The organism is Rhodopseudomonas rhenobacensis, assembly GCF_014203125.1.
GTDB lineage: Bacteria > Pseudomonadota > Alphaproteobacteria > Rhizobiales > Xanthobacteraceae > Rhodopseudomonas_A > Rhodopseudomonas_A rhenobacensis.
In genome coordinates this window covers 40,553-55,547 of record NZ_JACHIH010000011.1, presented here as the reverse complement: position 1 = coordinate 55,547, position 14,995 = coordinate 40,553, and the positions used below count along the sequence as shown (strand labels likewise).

The following is a 14,995-nucleotide window of genomic DNA, read 5'->3' as shown; positions in this document are numbered from 1 at the left end:
TTCAGCCCGCGAGCTTCAAAACAGGAGTGGTGACCATGGACCAGGACGGGCGTGATCGTTTCGAAATTCCTAAGGAAGTGCGGTCGATGGCGGAAGCCAGCTTCGATCAGGCCCGCAAGGCCTTCGAAAATATGCTCGCCAGCGCGCAGCAGACCGCCAGCGCGATCGAGGGCAAGGGCGAGACGGTGCGGGCCGGCGCCAAGGACATCACCACCAAGGCGGTGACGTTCGCGGAAAAGAACGTCACCGCGTCGCTGGATTACGCCCAGCAGCTGGTGCACGCCAAGGATCTCGGCGAGGTGATGCGGCTGCACAGCGAATACGTGCAGAGCCAGATGAAGGCGCTGGCCGAGCAGGCCAGCGAAATCGGCCAGATCGTCGGCCACGCCGCGCTGGAAGCGGCCAAGCCGAAGACTTAAGCGCTACGCCGCCTGCCGGGGGCTCGCCCCCGGCAGGCGAGCGGGCGGGCGACCACGCCGCCGCGCTGTTGTCCGTCGCGTCCTTATGTTGCAATGCACAATTTTTCTGGTATGATTGGGCGACTGGACGCTTTGGGACCGCGCCTTGCTGCAACGCGCGCTTCGAAGCGTCGGTGATCCGGCAAACCGGGCTGCAACGGCCCGGCGGCTTCGCAAGGGTCACGCACTCCAAACCCGAAGGATGCACCGCATGGCCGATTCCAATCCGTTCTCCTCCGTGACGCCGTTCCAGCTTCCCGAACAGGTCCGGGCGATCGCCGAAAAGGGCGTCGCGCAGGCGCGCGAGAGCTACACCAAACTCAAGGACGCCGCGGAAAGCCAGAACGGCACCATCGAGGCGGTGTTCAGCTCGGCCAGCAAGGGCGCCACCGACTATTCGGCCAAGCTGGTCGACATCGTGAAGACCAACACCAACGCCACCTTCGATTTCGCGCAGTCGCTGATCGGCGCCAAGAGCCTGCCGGAAGCGCTGGAATTGTGGACCGCGCACGCCCGCAAGCAGGTCGAGACCCTGACGTCGCAGACCCGGGAGCTCGCCGAATTGACGCAAAAGGCCGCGGCCGACACCGTGGAGCCGATCAAGACCCACGCCAGCAAGCTGTTCACCCCGCCGAACTCCTGATTCGGCGGTTGGCTTCGGCCGGCGGCTTCGGCAGCGCGTCTTTCCGGGAGCAGGATCGTCGGTCTGCTGCCGCCGAGGCTTGAGTGCCGAGCCAGCGATAGGGCGGCGAGGGCGAACGGCGGTGGGCCGATTTGCCCGGCTGACGCCTGGTTTCCTAAGAATCTCGCGGCTGTGGCGGCGGCTTCGTCCTGCAGCGGCAACGGCCGGGCCCGATTGCGCTAGACGTTCGTTTTTCCTCGCATTCCCGGCCTTGCCAAAGCCTTGCGTTGCACCTAGTTTCCGCCCCGTTCGCTCCCGGTCGGGCGGACACGGATGCAGTTGTAGCTCAGTTGGTTAGAGCGCCTGTCTGTGGAACAGGAGGTCGGTGGTTCGAGCCCACCCAACTGTACCAGCAAAATCAATCACTTGTCAGAGTGCGGCGGCCGCCTTTAGCGGACGCGCCAGATCATCGGTGGCCTCTCGCGGCCCGTCGCTCAATAGCGCGCGTCCGGCGGCCGCTTGTCCTTCGGCCAATCGTTGACCTTGCCGGCAAAGTCCGGCCGCGGCTGGTGGGTGAAGAATTCCGCGACGTCGACCGCGTCCTGATCCGACAACCCGCCTTGGCCAAGCGGGAATTTCTCGTGGAAGCCGACCGGCATGTTGCGCTTGACGAAGGCCGCCGCGGTGTAGGTGCGCGCCATGCCGGCGCCGATGTTGAACGAGGCGTCGCCCCACAGCGGTGGGAACAGCAGCTTGCCATCGGCCTGCTTAAGGCCTTCGCCGTCCTTGCCGTGGCACACCGCGCATTGCGCCGCATAGACCTTCTGGCCGTTGTCGATGTTCGGCTTGATGGCCGGATCGATCTTGCCGACGCCGCGCCCGGCGACCTTGTCCTCCGGCTTGGTCTCGCGCTTCATCCAGTCGAAATACGCCACCATGGCTTTCATGTCGGCGGAGTCCTTGGCCAGCGGCTTGCCGTTCATCGAGCGCAGGAAGCAGCCATTGATGCGGTCCTCCAGCGTGATGACGCGGCCGGCGCGCGGCGCGTAGCTCGGGAAGAACGCCGAGACGCCGACGAACGGCGAGCCGTCCGCCACGGTGCCGACATTGAGATGGCAGCTTGTGCAGTTCATCGCGTCGCCGACGTGATCCGGCAGCAGCGCCTTGGTGTCGAGATGCAGCCGCATGCCGCGAACCAGTTGGTCGGGGTTGGCCGCGCCGAGCAGGTCGGCGACGCGCGGGGTGATGAAGGCGGAGGAATCGGTGAGCTTCGGATCGAGCTCGGCCCGCATCGCCTTGACCTCGGCTGGCGTGACGGCGCCTGCGTGATTGCCGAAATTGTCGCGCACGAAGCTGAGGATCTCCGCGAGCTCCTGATCCGACAACCGGGCGAAGGCCGGCATGGTGTAGACCCGCGGATGCGCCGCGGTCTCCGCGGTCTTCCAGCCGGTCAGCACCAGATGCATCAGGGTCGACGGATTTTTCGCCGTCACCGAGGGATTCTGCGTCAGCGGCGGGAAGATCTGCGCCACGCCGGCGCCGTCCTGACGATGGCAGTCGACGCAGAACTGCACGTAACCCAGCCCGCCGCGGCTGGAATACAAATTCGGCGGCACGGACGGCGCGGCGACGGGCTGCGCCTGTTGCGGCAGATCGGCCGCGCTGCGCGGTAGCGATTTCAGATAGGTGGCGATCGCGGTCAGGTCGCCGTCGGCGAAATGCTGGGTGCTGTTGTGGATCACGTCGGTCATGCCGCCCGACACCGTGGCGAAGGCGTTCTGTCCGGTCTTCAGCAACAGCGCGGTCTGCTCGACGGTCCACAGGTCGCGCAGGCTCAGCGCCCGCCAGGATTCCACGGTTTCGCCGGCGAGATAGTATTGGCCGCTGGAGCCGGCGTCGCTCATCGCCTTCTCCTGGAAGGCGAGCCCGCGCGGGGTATGGCAAGCGCCGCAATGGCCCGGACCCTGCACCAGATAGGCGCCGCGATTCCACGCCGCGTCCTTGCCGGGGTCGGGTTTGAACGGCGTCGCGTCGAGAAACGCCCAATTCCACAACGACAGGCTCCAGCGCATGCTGAACGGCCATCGCATCTGCGACGGCTGGTTGGCCTGAGCGACCGGCGCGAGACCACGCTGCAGATAGGCGTAGAGCGCGCGCATGTCGCCGTCGTCGATCTTGGCATAGGACGGATAGGGCATTGCCGGATAGAGGTTGTGGCCGTCCGCGGCGACGCCGCGCCGCATCGCGCGATCGAACTGCGCGAACGAATAGTTACCGATGCCGGTCTGCTTGTCGGGCGTGATGTTGGTCGAATACAGCGCGCCGAACGGCGTCTTCAATTCCAGCCCGCCGGCCATCGGCTGGCCGGATTTCGCGGTGTGGCAGGCGATGCAATCGCCGAGCTTCGCCACGTATTCGCCGCGCTGGATCAGCGCGGCGTCGTCGGCGTTGCCGGCAAGCTTCGGCGCGACGCTCGCTTCGATGGCCTCGGCGCGGCCACCGAGCGACGGCGAGAGCGCGAGTGTCGCCAGCAGCACGGCGTGAAACGGCAGAATTCGCATGGCGGATCTTTCAAATCACCGCGCGCGGGCGGCTGGAAGCAACGTCGCGTCTGCGGCGATGCGCGGGGTGTAGCGATCAAATCCGAAACAAAGCGTGACCTGGCTCAATGATGGCGTTGCCGGCGATCGCAACGCGACAGGCTTGCGCCGGCTTGCCACGCTCACGATCCGCCGGGAATGAAATGATCGTTCACGGTTGCGGTCTGCCCGGTCACCGCGTCGGTGGCGCGGAACGTGACGTTGACGGCGCTGCGCGGCAGCAACGCCGGCGGCAGCGTCACCGAGACGCGAAGCTCGCGGGTCTGGTCCAGTCCGACTTCGGCGATCACCGCGTCGCTTGCCTGGTGGGCGAAGCCCGCGGCCTGCAACGTCGCGCCGGGTAGTCCGACGAGGTCGATGCGGAATGACCGCGGCTCGGCGTTCTTGTTGAGGATCCGCAAGGTGAAGTCGTTGCGGACGCCGCCGTCGGACAGCGGCACGAACAGCGGGTTTCGATCGTGCAGCACGCTGACGCCGAGCGAACTGCGGGTCGCGAGCGCATACACCATGATCGCGCCGACCAAGGCGATCACCGCCGCATAGAAGACGGTGCGGGGACGGATCGGGCGATAGATCGCCGGTTTGCCGGCGCTGCGGCGCTGGCCGTTGATGTCGGTGTCGTAGGCGATCAGGCCTTGCGGCCGGCCGACCTGACGCATCACCGTATCGCAGGCGTCGATGCACAGCCCGCATTGAATGCAGCCGAGCTGACTGCCGTCGCGGATGTCGACGCCGGTCGGACAGACGTGGGTGCATTGCTGGCAGTCGATGCAGCCGCCGGCCGGCTGCTGCTGTTCGCGCGCCAGTTCGGCCTTCTTGACCGACATCCGGGGCTCGCCGAGGTCGCGGCGATAGGTGACGTTGAGCGCCCATTCGTCGGTCAGCGCCGCCTGAATCCGCGGCCACGGACACATGTAGATGCAGACCTGCTCGCGCATGAAGCCGGCCAGCGCGTAGGTGGTCAGCGTCAGGATGCCGATCCACACATAGGCGATGGAGGGCGCCTGCAGCGTGACCACCTCACGCACCAGCGTGGGCGCGTCGGCGAAATACAGCACGAAGACGCCGCCGGTTCCCAGCGCGATCAGCAGCCACAGCGCGTGCTTGACGGCGAGCTGCCGCAGATAGCCGAAGGTCAGGCCGTGCTTGTCCTTCAGCATCCGCTCGCGGCGGTCGCCCTCGATCCAGCGCTCGATCGCGTAGAACAGATCGGTCCACACCGTCTGCCAGCACAGGTAGCCGCACCAGATCCGGCCGGCCACCGCGTTCATCAGGAACAGCGTCATCGCCGCGATGATCAACAGCCCGGTGAAGTAGTAAACCTCCTGCGGCCACAGCTCGATGAAGAACCAATAGAACCGGCGATGCGGCAGATCGATCAGAACCGCCTGGTTCGGCAGCCCCGGCCCGCGATCCCAGCGGACGAAGGGCAACAGGTAGTAGATCGACAGCGTGATCGCGAGCAGCCCCCACTTGATGCGCCGAAAGCGGCCATGAACGGCCTGCGGATAGATCTTGGTGCGAGCGACGTAGAGCGGTCCTTCGATATTGGTTTCGGTCATGGCCGCGACGCTACGGGGTTATCTGACGGACTGCCGGGCGATCTTGCGCGCGATCAGGAACGACAGCGGAATGGCGACAACGAAGCCCGCGAGCACGGCGCGGGGAATCAGCTGCATCCCCTGATCGGCGAGAGCCGGGATGGCCAGCACGGCCACCATCGCGCATCCGGCGAGCGAGGCGCCGACGACGATCCAAACCACGACCGCAACCTTCATCATGATGTGTCCTGTTCTGCCGGACGCAGGCCGGCGGTGGGCGATCGCGCCTCGTCGACACCGACGGCGGGCCGATCGATCATTCACATTCGAATATGTAGAGGCGTTATGCGTCAGATCGGCCGGCGCCGTTTGACATGGATCAATCGCGGCGACTGTGACGAAGTCAACGATCGCGCCGATGCGCCGTTGTTTACGGACGATTTATGAAAGCCGCGCGGTCGCTTCCGTGAGATAGCCGCCGTCCAGCCGGACGCTGCGGGTCGACAGCCGCGCCAGGAAACGCTCGTCATGCGCGATGATCACCATCGCCTGCGGCAGCGCGGCGAGGATGCCGGTCAGCCGCTCCTCGGTCTCGGCGTCGAGCGCATTGGTCGGCTCGTCCAGCAGCAGCACGTCGGGCTGCATCGCCAACACCGTCGCCAGCGCCACCAGCCGCTTCTGGCCGCCGGACAGCTTGTGGGTGATGCGGCTGCCGAAGCCGCCGAGGCCGAGCGACTCCAGCGTGGCCTTGGCGATGCCGGCCGCTTCGGCCGGCGACTTGCCGAGATTCAGCGGGCCGAAGGCGACGTCTTCCAGCACGGTCGGGCAGAACAGCTGATCGTCGGAATCTTGAAACAGGATGCCGGCGCGTGCTCGCACCTCGCGGAAATCCTTCTCGGCCCGCCGGACCGTGCCGAAGGCTTCCACGACGCCTGCGGAGGGATGCAGCAGACCGACCATGATGTGAAACAGCGTGGTCTTGCCGGCGCCGTTCGGCCCGACCAGCGCGACGCGCTCGCCGGCGTCCAGCCGAAACCCGGCGTCGCGCAGCACCGGCCGGCCCGGTTCATAGGCGAAGCAGATGCCTTGAAGCCGGAACAGCGGTGCCGTCACAGGCTGCCGACCACGACGAGCAGCGCCAGGCCGGCGGTCGAGGCGAGCGCGAACACGCCGTCGGTCCGGCGAAAACCGCCATCGTCCTGCAGCGACCACAGCCGGCCATCGAAACCGCGGCAGCGCATCGCCGCCATGATCCGCTCGGCGCGCTCGATCGAACGCACCATCAGCATGCCGAACAGCCAGCCGACGCTGCGCCAGGTGTGGCGGTCGGCGCGCAGGCTGAACGCCCGCGCCTTCATGGCGGTGCGAAGCCGGGCGTATTCACGCTGCAGCACGTCGAGATAACGAATGGTGAAGGCGTAGAGATGCACCAGCTTTTCCGGCGCGCCGAGGCGCGCCATCGCGCGGCCGAGCACCACGGGCTCCATGGTGCCGACCAGCGCCAGGATGGCGAGCACCACCGCGTTGCCCTTCAGCAGGATCACCGCCGCGCGTTCGACGCCCTGCCAGCTCGCCGGCAGTCCGGCGACGCTGAGCCAGGCTTCGCCGGGGACGGTGAAGGGCAGGGTGATCAGCGCCATCACCATGAAGCCGTCGAGTGCTGCGAGTTTGCGCAGCGTCCCGGTCAACGACAATCGCGCCGCGGCGCCGAGACCGGCGGCGAGCCCGAGCGCGAGCACCAGCGCCGCGGGCGCGTTCACTCCGACAACCACCAGGGCAAAGGCCGCCGCTGCGAGCAGCCGGGTGCGCGGGTCGAGGGTGTCGATCGGGCTGGCGAGGGGGGCGGCGTTGAGATCGGCGTCGCAGACGCAGGCGTCGCCCGTCACGGCAGCATTGGCGTCCAGCACGCTCATCGGGCGGCCTCCTTTTCGCTCGCGGCGAGGCGTCGGCGCGGCCGGCCGTTGGCGCGCGACGCAAAGCCATAGGCCAGTCCGCCGAGCCCGATGATGTAGCCGAGGCCGCCGAGCACGTCGTGCCAGCGCAGCGTTTCCTGATAGCTGTCGAGCTGCTCGCGCAGCGGCCGGATCTGCCGGGCCACGCTCTGCTCGACCAAGGCGGCCAGATCGGGAAGCGGCGGTGCCGGCGCGACCGCGGCAGTAGGCGGCGGGCTCGATGGCGGCGCGGCCGTCGTGGTGGGCGTCGGGGCCGGTTCGGCGGGCAGGCTCTGCGGCAATTCGGCGGCCGTGATGGTGAAGTGCGCCTCGTGGCCGTCGCCGCCGTCTGCGGCGATGCGGTAGTCGGCCCGGCGCTGAACCTCGAAGCGGAAGCCGCCCTGCGCGTCGGTCCGCCCGCTGAAAACCGTCGCGCCGTCCGCCGCGGTCGCGGCGATCTGGGCATCCTGCGCCCGTCCGCCGGGACTGAAATAGACATAGCCCGAGACCACGGCGCCTTCGGCGGTGGCGAACAGTTTCATCTTGTGGGCCAGCGCGTCGCCGCTGCTGCCGAGCACCGCGACCGCGAACGCCAGGGTGAAAGCCAGCATCTTCATCGCGCGGGCTCCTCGATCGAAAAGGCCGGCGTGCGATCCAGCACATCGGGCTTGACGCGGATCACCAGACCGATCGCGGCCGCGGTGAAGAAGCCTTCGATGATCATCACCGGGAGATGCGCCACCAGTACCAGCTTGGCGGCGGGCAAAAATTCGCGACCGCTCAGCGCCAGCACCAGTGCGACGGACAACGCGGTCAACAGCACGCCCAGCACGCCGGCGATGCCGGCGGCCGGCACCGCCCAGCGCTCGCCGCCGCGTTGCCGAACGATGTCGAACGCCAGCCCGCAAATTACGGCCGGCACCGCCATGTTCATCACGTTGACGCCGAGCACCACCAAGCCGCCGAAACCGAACATCACCGCCTGCAGCAACAACGCGATCAGGATCGCCGGGAAGGCCGCCCACCCGAGCGCGACGCCGACCAGTCCGTTCAGGATCAGATGCACGCTGGAGGGGCCGACCGGGAAATGCACCAGCGAGGCGACGAAGAACACCGCCGACAGCACCGCGACCTGCGGGATGCGCTCGGCATCCAGCCGCCTCAGCCCGTAGGCACAACCCGCGACCGCGACGGCGGCGCCGACGGCGAGCACCGGGAGCGAGAGAACGCCGTCGGGGATGTGGGCCATGAGCGTGTACCGCGGCTGCCGCTTATTTCATGTCCACGGCCTTGACCCAGATGGTGCCGCCGATCTCGACGCGGGCCGGCTTGCCGTCGGGACCCTTGATCGGCTTGTCGGCATCGGTCAGGGCGTTGAACGCCCACCAGCCGGCGCGCGGCATCGCATAGGCGAACACCCCCTGCGCGTCGGTCTTGACCACCTGGGTGACGAAAGGATCGGCCGGCGCCTTGACCGAGCCGTCGTTGACCCACTCGATTTCGACGGTGCTGAAGGCCAGCGGCTTGCCGTTCTTCTTCACCACGCCGCGGAACAGGTTGCCGGTCCAAATGCCGTAGGGGCGGCTCAGCGGCTGGATCTCGATCGGAAAACCGACCAAGGCGTCCCAGTCATCGCCGGCGCCGAAATCCACCACCGCCTTGGCATAGTGCAGGATGTATTTCTTTTCCGCCGGCTCCCAGAACGGCGCCGGCTCGATATAGAACACATAGTCGCCGGGCTCGGTGAAGTGGTAGGACGAGCCATAGGCGGTCTTGCCGTTGACGTCCTTCTTGATCAGTGCGCCGCGGAGGTCGGTCTTCTTGCCCTTCGCCAACACGCCGAACTGCGCCGGCTGTCCCATATCCATGGTGGGGCCGCGCTCCATCGGATGGGTGAACACGACGTCGAGCGACACCGTGCGCGGGCCTTCCTCGGGGACGATGTCGGCGGAGGGGAGGATCTCCTGAAAATGCGCCTCGGCGGTCCCCACGCCGCACCCCAAGGCGGCCACAAGGGCCCCGGTGGAAAGAAAAATCCCCATTTTATTCATAGTCTTGCTGCCATCATGCGACGTTACGACGATTTCGTAATTCGTCATACGCGCCGTCGTTTGGAAGTGCAAGGGCCCGTCGCGCGTTCGGCGGCGATGCGGTCTACGTCTTTGGACTGGTATGGAAGTGCGGAGCCGGCGTGTCAGCGTCGTCTCCATGGTCGTGATGGTGACCATGATGGCCGTGGCTGTGCGACACCGCCGTCACATCGACCGGGACCACGTTGACGCGGCCGTGGCGAACCCCGGTCTGCGCGGTCAGGGCGTCGGCGAGTTCCCGCACCGCGCTGGTCGGGCCCTCCATCATCGACACTTCCAGGCAGTTCTCGTGGTCGAGGTGGACGTGCATGGTCGAGCGGATCAGGTCGTGGTTGGCGTGCTGGATCTCGGCGATCCGCCGCGCCAGCTCGCGTTCGTGGTGGTTGTAGACGTAGCTCAGGCAGGCCACGCAGAGCGGCGCCTTGTTTTCCGACAGCCGGTCTTCCTGCAGCCGGTCCCGCAGCACGTCACGCACCGCTTCGGATCGGTTCATATAGCCCTTGCGGCGAATGAACCCGTCGAACTGCTCCAGGAGATCGTCGTCGAGCGAAACCGTTACCCGTTCCATGTGTCGTTACCGATCAATGAATGTCGTCAGGATCTAGCACAGCCAGCGAACTGCGGCAGGACTGATTTGTCGGGCATCGCCGATGCCGGGATGGCACGCGCTGACGTTGGGCGCCTGCTGGAACACATGCGCAAGGCTCACGTTAGCCTTCCTCAAAGGGAGCGATGATGGACCAAGAGCCCAGTGACCGGACGATCTCCACGCTGGTCGAGATCGCGCGCAGCGCGGGGCTGGACCTCAATCCGGCGCAGCAGGACAAGCTCGCGCAATTGTTGGGCGATGGATTGATCGAATTAGCCGGCGAGTCGGGAACCGCGACGCCGCGCTACGCCGTCACGCCGAAGGGACAAAGCGTGCTCGACGAGCGTGGGATCGGCGCCAATGAATCGTGAAGCACCGCGCAGCCGAGGCGCGATTAGTTCTGTCGCAAAGCCGCGCAGCTCGGTGCTGCCCGCGATGAACGCAATGCGAGGCGAGGTCGCGCGACAACCTGACGCGTTGGGGAACGACCCCTCGACCCACATCTACAAACCCAGTGATGAGTCATCGACGACGTCGGGAGACACCGTGAGCCACGACCATAAGGCTGAACTCGATCGCCACATGGCCTGGTTCGAAGGCAAATTGCCGCCCCGCGCCGCCTCCGGCGTCGCCTGGTTGCGCAAGCCGTCATCGCGCCTGGTACGGATTCCTGTCGGCGGCCTGCTGATGGTCGGCGGTGTGTTCAGTTTTCTTCCGGTGCTTGGGGTCTGGATGCTGCCGCTCGGCCTGATCCTGATCGCGCAGGATGTTCCGGTTCTGCAGGGGCCGATCGCCAAGAGTCTGGGCTGGGTCGAACAGAAGTGGTTGGCGCGCCGCGAACGGTCGGTGCGTTAGCACTCGCCAACTACACATTTGCGGCGGGGCTGTGACTCGCGGCCTATGATCAAATAGCGCCGGACCTGCACGGGCCATTGATCAAAATTGGGCTGTGACTCAAAAGCCAGCCTGCGAAGAAATCAGCTTCCCCCGTCAAGCATTAATTGAAGTTTTAACTTTCACGAATCAGCGCGGTGATTCACTTTCGCTTTCCAAGGTCAATCTCGGGAGGCCAATGTATGAACGTCATCGTTTTCGCATCGCGTAAAGGTGGTTCGGGGAAAAGCACCCTGGCCGCGCATTTAGCTGCCCACGTTCACAAAGCGACCAAGCCCTGTCTGCTGATCGACGCCGACCCGCAAGGCTCGCTCACGCTTTGGCATAAGCTGCGCGGCACCAACGAGCCGCTGCTGAAGACCGCCACCCGATCGGTCGGCGAACTGGTCGCTGCGGCGAAGCGCGACGGCATCGAATGGGTGTTCATCGATACGCCGCCGACCGTCGCCCCGGTGGTCGAGGACGCCATCCGCAACGCCACCATGGTGATCATTCCGGCGCGTCCCGGCGTGTTCGACGTCAACGCCGTGCAGGAAACCATCCTGTCGTGCCGCGCCGCGCGCAAGCCCTATGCGGTGGTGATCAACGGCGCACCGGCGCCGCGCGACGAGGTGGAAAGCCGCATCGTCACGCTGGCCCGCGAAGCGCTGGCTAAATTCCGCGCTCCGGTCTGGACTGGTCAGATCACCAACCGCGCCGATCTGCTGCTGGCGCTGGGCCACGGCGAAGGCGCCAAGGAATACTCGCCCGACGGACGCGCGGCCTCCGAGATCGGCCGGTTGTGGGCTGCGATCGAACGCTCGGTCAAGGCGATCCGCGGCGCCGGCACCGGCAACGGCGCCATGCACAAGGCGGCCTGAGCCGCATCCAACAGCTTGAGCGCGCGGGCTCCGCGCGTTGACACTTCGCAGACAGTCCGGTGGACCAGCGGTCCTTCGCATCATCGATAAGCGACCCGCTTCAGGGATGGCTGAAGCGGATTTTTTTGTGTGCGCCGAAACGGCGAGCGCCGGCGCGGCGGACGGCTGCGCTCGGGGCAAAAAAAACCGGGCCCATAGGGAGCCCGGCAAGGTCGTGGCCGTCTGAGGCCGACACATTTCCTTCCAAGAAGGAGGACTGAAAATTCGCGTCGCTTGGAGGAGGGGACAAACGGCTCCGCGGACTTTCAGCGTGCAATGATTATGAGCCGCATGGCGGCTGCCCGACAACCAGACCCGCCGCATGTCAGTCATGCAGCGGCCCGCCGATCACGACGGCCAGCGCTGCGCCTTGCTGACCACGAAGTCGCGGAACACCTGAACCCGCGCCACCGACTTCAATTCTTCGGGATACACGAAATAAGTATCGAGCTGAATCGAGTCCTGCTCGCCGAACAGCTGCACCAGCCGGTTGTTTTCCTCGACCAGATAGTCCGGCAGCGCGGCGATGCCGAGCCCCTGCTGGCAGGCGCGGATCACGCCGAGAATGTTGTTGACCTTGAAATACGGTTCGCGCGGGCCGGCGCCGTTGCGCCCGGCGTCGATCAGCCAGTTGCGGTTCTGCAGATAGGGCGGAACCTGGGTGTCGCCGAGGATGATCAGGCGGTGGTTGTCCAATTCTTCCAAAGTGCGCGGCGTGCCGAAATGCTTGATGTATTCCGGGGCGCAATAGGCATGGAAGCCGATCGAGAACAGCTTGCGCTGGATCAGGTCGGGCTGCGTCGGCTTGCGGGTGCGGATCGCGACGTCGGCTTCGCGCATCGACAGGTCGAGTTCCTCGTCGGTGACGATCAGCGAGATGCGGATCTCCGGATACAGTGCGGTGAATTCGCCGAGCCGCGGCACCAGCCAATGGATGCCGAGACCGGGCGTGGTGGTGACCTTGAGATCGCCGCTCGGCCGCTCGCGGCTGTCGGTGAGCTTGGCGCGCGCCGCCTGCAGCTGCATGAACACGTCATGCGCGGTGCGGAACAACAGGTCGCCCTGTTCGGTGAGGATCAGGCCGCGGGCGTGGCGGTGAAACAGCGACACCGACAATTCCTGCTCCAGCGCGCTGACCTGGCGCGAGACCGCGGATTGCGACAGCCCAAGCTGTTCGCCGGCGTGCGTGAAGCTTCCCGCTTCCGCCGCAGCGTGGAAAACCTTGAGCTTATCCCAGTCCATATCGGTGAATCCGTCGTGATTTCGGGCCATGATTATTCCGCCGCTACCCGCTCGCTGGCGCTGGCCGCAAGGAAGCGCTCGGCCTCCAACGCGGCCATGCAGCCCAGTCCTGCGGCGGTGACCGCCTGGCGATAGGTTTCGTCGGCGACGTCGCCGGCGGCAAACAGCCCGGGCACCGAGGTGGCGGTCGAATTCGGCGCGACCTCGACATAGCCGGACGGCTTCAGCCGGATCTTGCCCTTGACCAGTTCGGTCGCCGGCGCGTGCCCGATCGCGATGAACACGCCATCGGCGGCGCGCTCGGTCACGGCGCCGGTCTTGACGTTGTTCAGCCGGACATGGGTGACCTTGGTGGGGTTCTCGTCGCCGCAGATTTCATCCACCGCGACGTCCCACACCACCTCGATCTTCGGATTCTTGAACAACCGCTCCTGCAGGATGCGTTCGGCGCGGAAGTGATCGCGGCGATGCACCAGCGTGACCTTGGTGGCGAAGTTGGTCAGGAACAGCGCTTCCTCGACCGCGGTGTTGCCGCCGCCGACAACGACCACTTCCTTGCCGCGATAGAAGAAGCCATCGCAGGTGGCGCAGGCCGAGACGCCAAAGCCCTTGAATTTCTCCTCGGAGGGAATGCCGAGCCAGCGCGCCTGGGCGCCGGTCGCCAGAATCACGGTCTCGGCCAGATAGACGTCGCCGCTATCGCAGCTCAGCCGGAACGGCCGCTGCGACAGGTCGAGGTCGGTGACCAGATCGGTGATGATCCTGGTGCCGACATGGGTCGCCTGCTTCTCCATCTGCTCCATCAGCCAGGGGCCCTGGATCACGTCGGCGAAGCCGGGGTAGTTCTCGACGTCGGTGGTGATGGTGAGTTGGCCGCCGGGCTGCATGCCCTGCAGCAGGACGGGCTCCAGCATCGCGCGGGCGGCGTAGATCGCCGCCGTATATCCTGCCGGACCCGATCCAATAATTACAACTTTGGCGTGAACGGGGTTAGCCATGGATCATTGATCCCTTTCGTCAGGGAGATGCGGTGCGAGCGGAAAGGCTGAGCAAGGCATCGCTTAAGAACAGCGGAACTTTCTCGTCTGGATCTGGTTCACGAAGGTCTCCCCTCGGAGCCTGAATCCGACGAGATCAAGCTGGCGCCCCAGAACCGAAGGTAAAGACGGCAGATTTCGGCCTCAGGACACCGATCGCAACTCTAAGTCATCTGGGGAGCTATGCAAGATTTGCAATCCATATCGGCAAATTTTCCCCTAACTTTGCAATTATGCACCGGTCGCGAAATAAAATTACGCAAAGCTGCGGCGCTGCGCTAAAACTGTTGCCGATTTACCCCCCTCGCGGGCCGACCGGGAATGCAAGCGCGTGTCCAAGAACCTTGATGAGATCGATCTGAAGATCCTCGGTGAGATCCAGGCTGACGGCCGGATCACCAACGTCGAACTGGCCAAGCGGGTCGGCATTTCGCCGCCACCCTGTCTGCGGCGGGTGCGGACGCTGGAAGAGGAAGGCTACATCCAGGGCTATCGCGGGCTGCTCGATCCCGGGCGGCTGGGCTTTGATGTGACGGTGTTTGCCTCGGTGCATCTGTCGAGCCAGGCCGAAGCCGATCTGCGCGGCTTCGAGGAGTTCGTCCGCAATCAGCCCTTGGTGCGCGAATGCTGGATGCTGTCCGGCGAGGTGGATTTCATTTTGAAATGCGTCGCGCCCGACATGGCGACGTTCCAGCATTTCGTCGCGCATCTCACCGCCGCGCCGCACGTCCGCAACGTCCGCACCTCGCTGGTGCTGCGCAACTCGAAATACGCCGCCGCGGTGCCGCTGGAATTGAAGCTGAGTTAGCTTTGGCGGCGAAATTCTTAATCGCGGCTCGTCAATCCGCGGCTGGTCATTCCGGGGCGCGAGCCCTTTTGGGCGAGCGAACCCGGAATCTTGCTGCGCGGAGGGAGGATCGCGCGCGTGGCGAGATTCCGGGTTCGCTCGAGCTTGCGCTCTCGCGCCCCGGAATGACTCTCCCTTCGTGCGGCGCAGCGATCCACGCCGGTCAACATTTCCGCACAAACAAAAAGGGCCGCATCGCTGCGGCCCTCGAATGCTCGTCATAACTGAAACGCGTCGGGAAAACG

At 65.6% G+C, this 14,995-nt stretch carries 17 protein-coding genes and 1 tRNA gene; 7 read left to right on the top strand and 11 right to left on the bottom strand.

All coding sequences use genetic code 11. The features are described from left to right. Positions 1-35: 35 nt before the first annotated feature. The 3 genes from HNR60_RS10770 (at position 36) to HNR60_RS10760 (ending at position 1,492) form a co-directional block, all read left to right on the top strand. Positions 36-419 carry a phasin gene (locus tag HNR60_RS10770; protein WP_184257242.1) on the top strand — a complete coding sequence of 128 codons (384 nt, stop codon included), beginning with the start codon at positions 36-38 and terminating at the stop codon, positions 417-419. 250 nt (positions 420-669) lie between these two features. After that, positions 670-1,101, top strand: coding sequence for a phasin (locus HNR60_RS10765; protein WP_184257240.1), 432 nt, complete (start codon positions 670-672; stop codon positions 1,099-1,101). A 314-nt stretch (positions 1,102-1,415) separates the two neighbouring features. Beyond that, positions 1,416-1,492: transfer RNA gene (locus HNR60_RS10760), tRNA-His, on the top strand. 82 nt (positions 1,493-1,574) lie between these two features. Here HNR60_RS10760 and HNR60_RS10755 read toward each other — a convergent pair. From HNR60_RS10755 to nikR, 9 genes are all read right to left on the bottom strand, one after another. Next, the gene (locus HNR60_RS10755; RefSeq protein ID WP_184257238.1) at positions 1,575-3,641 is read right to left on the bottom strand and encodes a c-type cytochrome; all 2,067 of its coding nucleotides are present in this window, start codon (positions 3,639-3,641) and stop codon (positions 1,575-1,577) included. Between the two features lie 161 nt (positions 3,642-3,802). Then, a complete protein-coding gene (gene ccoG / locus HNR60_RS10750) occupies positions 3,803-5,242 on the bottom strand; it encodes a cytochrome c oxidase accessory protein CcoG (RefSeq protein WP_184257235.1) in 1,440 nt (479 codons plus the stop codon). Positions 5,243-5,260: 18 nt separating this feature from the next. Beyond that, positions 5,261-5,461: a hypothetical protein gene (locus HNR60_RS10745; RefSeq protein WP_184257233.1), complete on the bottom strand. Its 201-nt coding sequence runs from the start codon at positions 5,459-5,461 to the stop codon at positions 5,261-5,263. A gap of 201 nt (positions 5,462-5,662) precedes the next feature. Next, positions 5,663-6,334, bottom strand: a complete 672-nt coding sequence (locus HNR60_RS10740; protein ID WP_184257231.1) for an energy-coupling factor ABC transporter ATP-binding protein — start codon at positions 6,332-6,334, stop codon at positions 5,663-5,665. Next, positions 6,331-7,134, bottom strand: a complete 804-nt coding sequence (cbiQ, locus tag HNR60_RS10735; protein ID WP_184257229.1) for a cobalt ECF transporter T component CbiQ — start codon at positions 7,132-7,134, stop codon at positions 6,331-6,333. The genes HNR60_RS10740 and cbiQ overlap by 4 nt, the downstream gene beginning before the upstream one ends. Then, the gene (locus HNR60_RS10730; RefSeq protein ID WP_184257227.1) at positions 7,131-7,769 is read right to left on the bottom strand and encodes a peptidase associated/transthyretin-like domain-containing protein; all 639 of its coding nucleotides are present in this window, start codon (positions 7,767-7,769) and stop codon (positions 7,131-7,133) included. The genes cbiQ and HNR60_RS10730 overlap by 4 nt, the downstream gene beginning before the upstream one ends. Next, the gene (cbiM, locus tag HNR60_RS10725; protein ID WP_184257225.1) at positions 7,766-8,401 is read right to left on the bottom strand and encodes a cobalt transporter CbiM; all 636 of its coding nucleotides are present in this window, start codon (positions 8,399-8,401) and stop codon (positions 7,766-7,768) included. The genes HNR60_RS10730 and cbiM overlap by 4 nt, the downstream gene beginning before the upstream one ends. Positions 8,402-8,423: 22 nt before the next feature. Next, the gene (locus HNR60_RS10720; protein WP_430694912.1) at positions 8,424-9,203 is read right to left on the bottom strand and encodes a DUF4198 domain-containing protein; all 780 of its coding nucleotides are present in this window, start codon (positions 9,201-9,203) and stop codon (positions 8,424-8,426) included. A gap of 103 nt (positions 9,204-9,306) precedes the next feature. Further along, entirely contained in the window at positions 9,307-9,810 is a 504-nt protein-coding gene (nikR, locus tag HNR60_RS10715; protein WP_184257220.1) for a nickel-responsive transcriptional regulator NikR, read from the bottom strand. A 167-nt stretch (positions 9,811-9,977) separates the two neighbouring features. Between nikR and HNR60_RS10710 the strand changes: the two genes are divergently transcribed. The 3 genes from HNR60_RS10710 to HNR60_RS10700 all read left to right on the top strand — a co-directional run bounded on the left by HNR60_RS10710 (position 9,978) and on the right by HNR60_RS10700 (position 11,585). Next, positions 9,978-10,202 carry a hypothetical protein gene (locus HNR60_RS10710; RefSeq protein WP_184257218.1) on the top strand — a complete coding sequence of 75 codons (225 nt, stop codon included), beginning with the start codon at positions 9,978-9,980 and terminating at the stop codon, positions 10,200-10,202. After that, positions 10,192-10,686, top strand: coding sequence for a hypothetical protein (locus HNR60_RS24400; protein WP_347339338.1), 495 nt, complete (start codon positions 10,192-10,194; stop codon positions 10,684-10,686). The genes HNR60_RS10710 and HNR60_RS24400 overlap by 11 nt, the downstream gene beginning before the upstream one ends. A 221-nt stretch (positions 10,687-10,907) precedes the next feature. After that, positions 10,908-11,585: a ParA family protein gene (locus tag HNR60_RS10700; RefSeq protein ID WP_184257216.1), complete on the top strand. Its 678-nt coding sequence runs from the start codon at positions 10,908-10,910 to the stop codon at positions 11,583-11,585. Between the two features lie 387 nt (positions 11,586-11,972). Here HNR60_RS10700 and HNR60_RS10695 read toward each other — a convergent pair whose 3' ends face one another. Together HNR60_RS10695 and trxB are read right to left on the bottom strand one after the other, a co-directional pair. After that, positions 11,973-12,896 carry a LysR family transcriptional regulator gene (locus tag HNR60_RS10695; RefSeq protein ID WP_011474255.1) on the bottom strand — a complete coding sequence of 308 codons (924 nt, stop codon included), beginning with the start codon at positions 12,894-12,896 and terminating at the stop codon, positions 11,973-11,975. Positions 12,897-12,898: 2 nt separating this feature from the next. After that, a complete protein-coding gene (gene trxB / locus HNR60_RS10690) occupies positions 12,899-13,864 on the bottom strand; it encodes a thioredoxin-disulfide reductase (RefSeq protein ID WP_184257214.1) in 966 nt (321 codons plus the stop codon). A gap of 370 nt (positions 13,865-14,234) precedes the next feature. On the opposite strand from trxB, the gene HNR60_RS10685 reads away from it, so the two are divergent. Next, positions 14,235-14,711: an Lrp/AsnC family transcriptional regulator gene (locus tag HNR60_RS10685; protein ID WP_184257212.1), complete on the top strand. Its 477-nt coding sequence runs from the start codon at positions 14,235-14,237 to the stop codon at positions 14,709-14,711. Positions 14,712-14,995: the final 284 nt, after the last annotated feature.

What these genes read in the sequence shown, in the direction of transcription:
- HNR60_RS10700 (WP_184257216.1), top strand. Translation starts at nt 10,908, where the DNA reads ATGAACGTCATCGTTTTCGCATCGCGTAAAGGTGGTTCGGGGAAAAGC.
- HNR60_RS10710 (WP_184257218.1), top strand. Translation starts at nt 9,978, where the DNA reads ATGGACCAAGAGCCCAGTGACCGGACGATCTCCACGCTGGTCGAGATC.
- ccoG (WP_184257235.1), bottom strand. Translation starts at nt 5,242, where the DNA reads ATGACCGAAACCAATATCGAAGGACCGCTCTACGTCGCTCGCACCAAG.
- HNR60_RS10755 (WP_184257238.1), bottom strand. Translation starts at nt 3,641, where the DNA reads ATGCGAATTCTGCCGTTTCACGCCGTGCTGCTGGCGACACTCGCGCTC.
- HNR60_RS10745 (WP_184257233.1), bottom strand. Translation starts at nt 5,461, where the DNA reads ATGATGAAGGTTGCGGTCGTGGTTTGGATCGTCGTCGGCGCCTCGCTC.
- HNR60_RS10730 (WP_184257227.1), bottom strand. Translation starts at nt 7,769, where the DNA reads ATGAAGATGCTGGCTTTCACCCTGGCGTTCGCGGTCGCGGTGCTCGGC.
- cbiM (WP_184257225.1), bottom strand. Translation starts at nt 8,401, where the DNA reads ATGGCCCACATCCCCGACGGCGTTCTCTCGCTCCCGGTGCTCGCCGTC.
- HNR60_RS10765 (WP_184257240.1), top strand. Translation starts at nt 670, where the DNA reads ATGGCCGATTCCAATCCGTTCTCCTCCGTGACGCCGTTCCAGCTTCCC.
- HNR60_RS10720 (WP_430694912.1), bottom strand. Translation starts at nt 9,203, where the DNA reads ATGAATAAAATGGGGATTTTTCTTTCCACCGGGGCCCTTGTGGCCGCC.
- cbiQ (WP_184257229.1), bottom strand. Translation starts at nt 7,134, where the DNA reads ATGAGCGTGCTGGACGCCAATGCTGCCGTGACGGGCGACGCCTGCGTC.
- trxB (WP_184257214.1), bottom strand. Translation starts at nt 13,864, where the DNA reads ATGGCTAACCCCGTTCACGCCAAAGTTGTAATTATTGGATCGGGTCCG.
- HNR60_RS10695 (WP_011474255.1), bottom strand. Translation starts at nt 12,896, where the DNA reads ATGGCCCGAAATCACGACGGATTCACCGATATGGACTGGGATAAGCTC.
- HNR60_RS10770 (WP_184257242.1), top strand. Translation starts at nt 36, where the DNA reads ATGGACCAGGACGGGCGTGATCGTTTCGAAATTCCTAAGGAAGTGCGG.
- nikR (WP_184257220.1), bottom strand. Translation starts at nt 9,810, where the DNA reads ATGGAACGGGTAACGGTTTCGCTCGACGACGATCTCCTGGAGCAGTTC.
- HNR60_RS24400 (WP_347339338.1), top strand. Translation starts at nt 10,192, where the DNA reads ATGAATCGTGAAGCACCGCGCAGCCGAGGCGCGATTAGTTCTGTCGCA.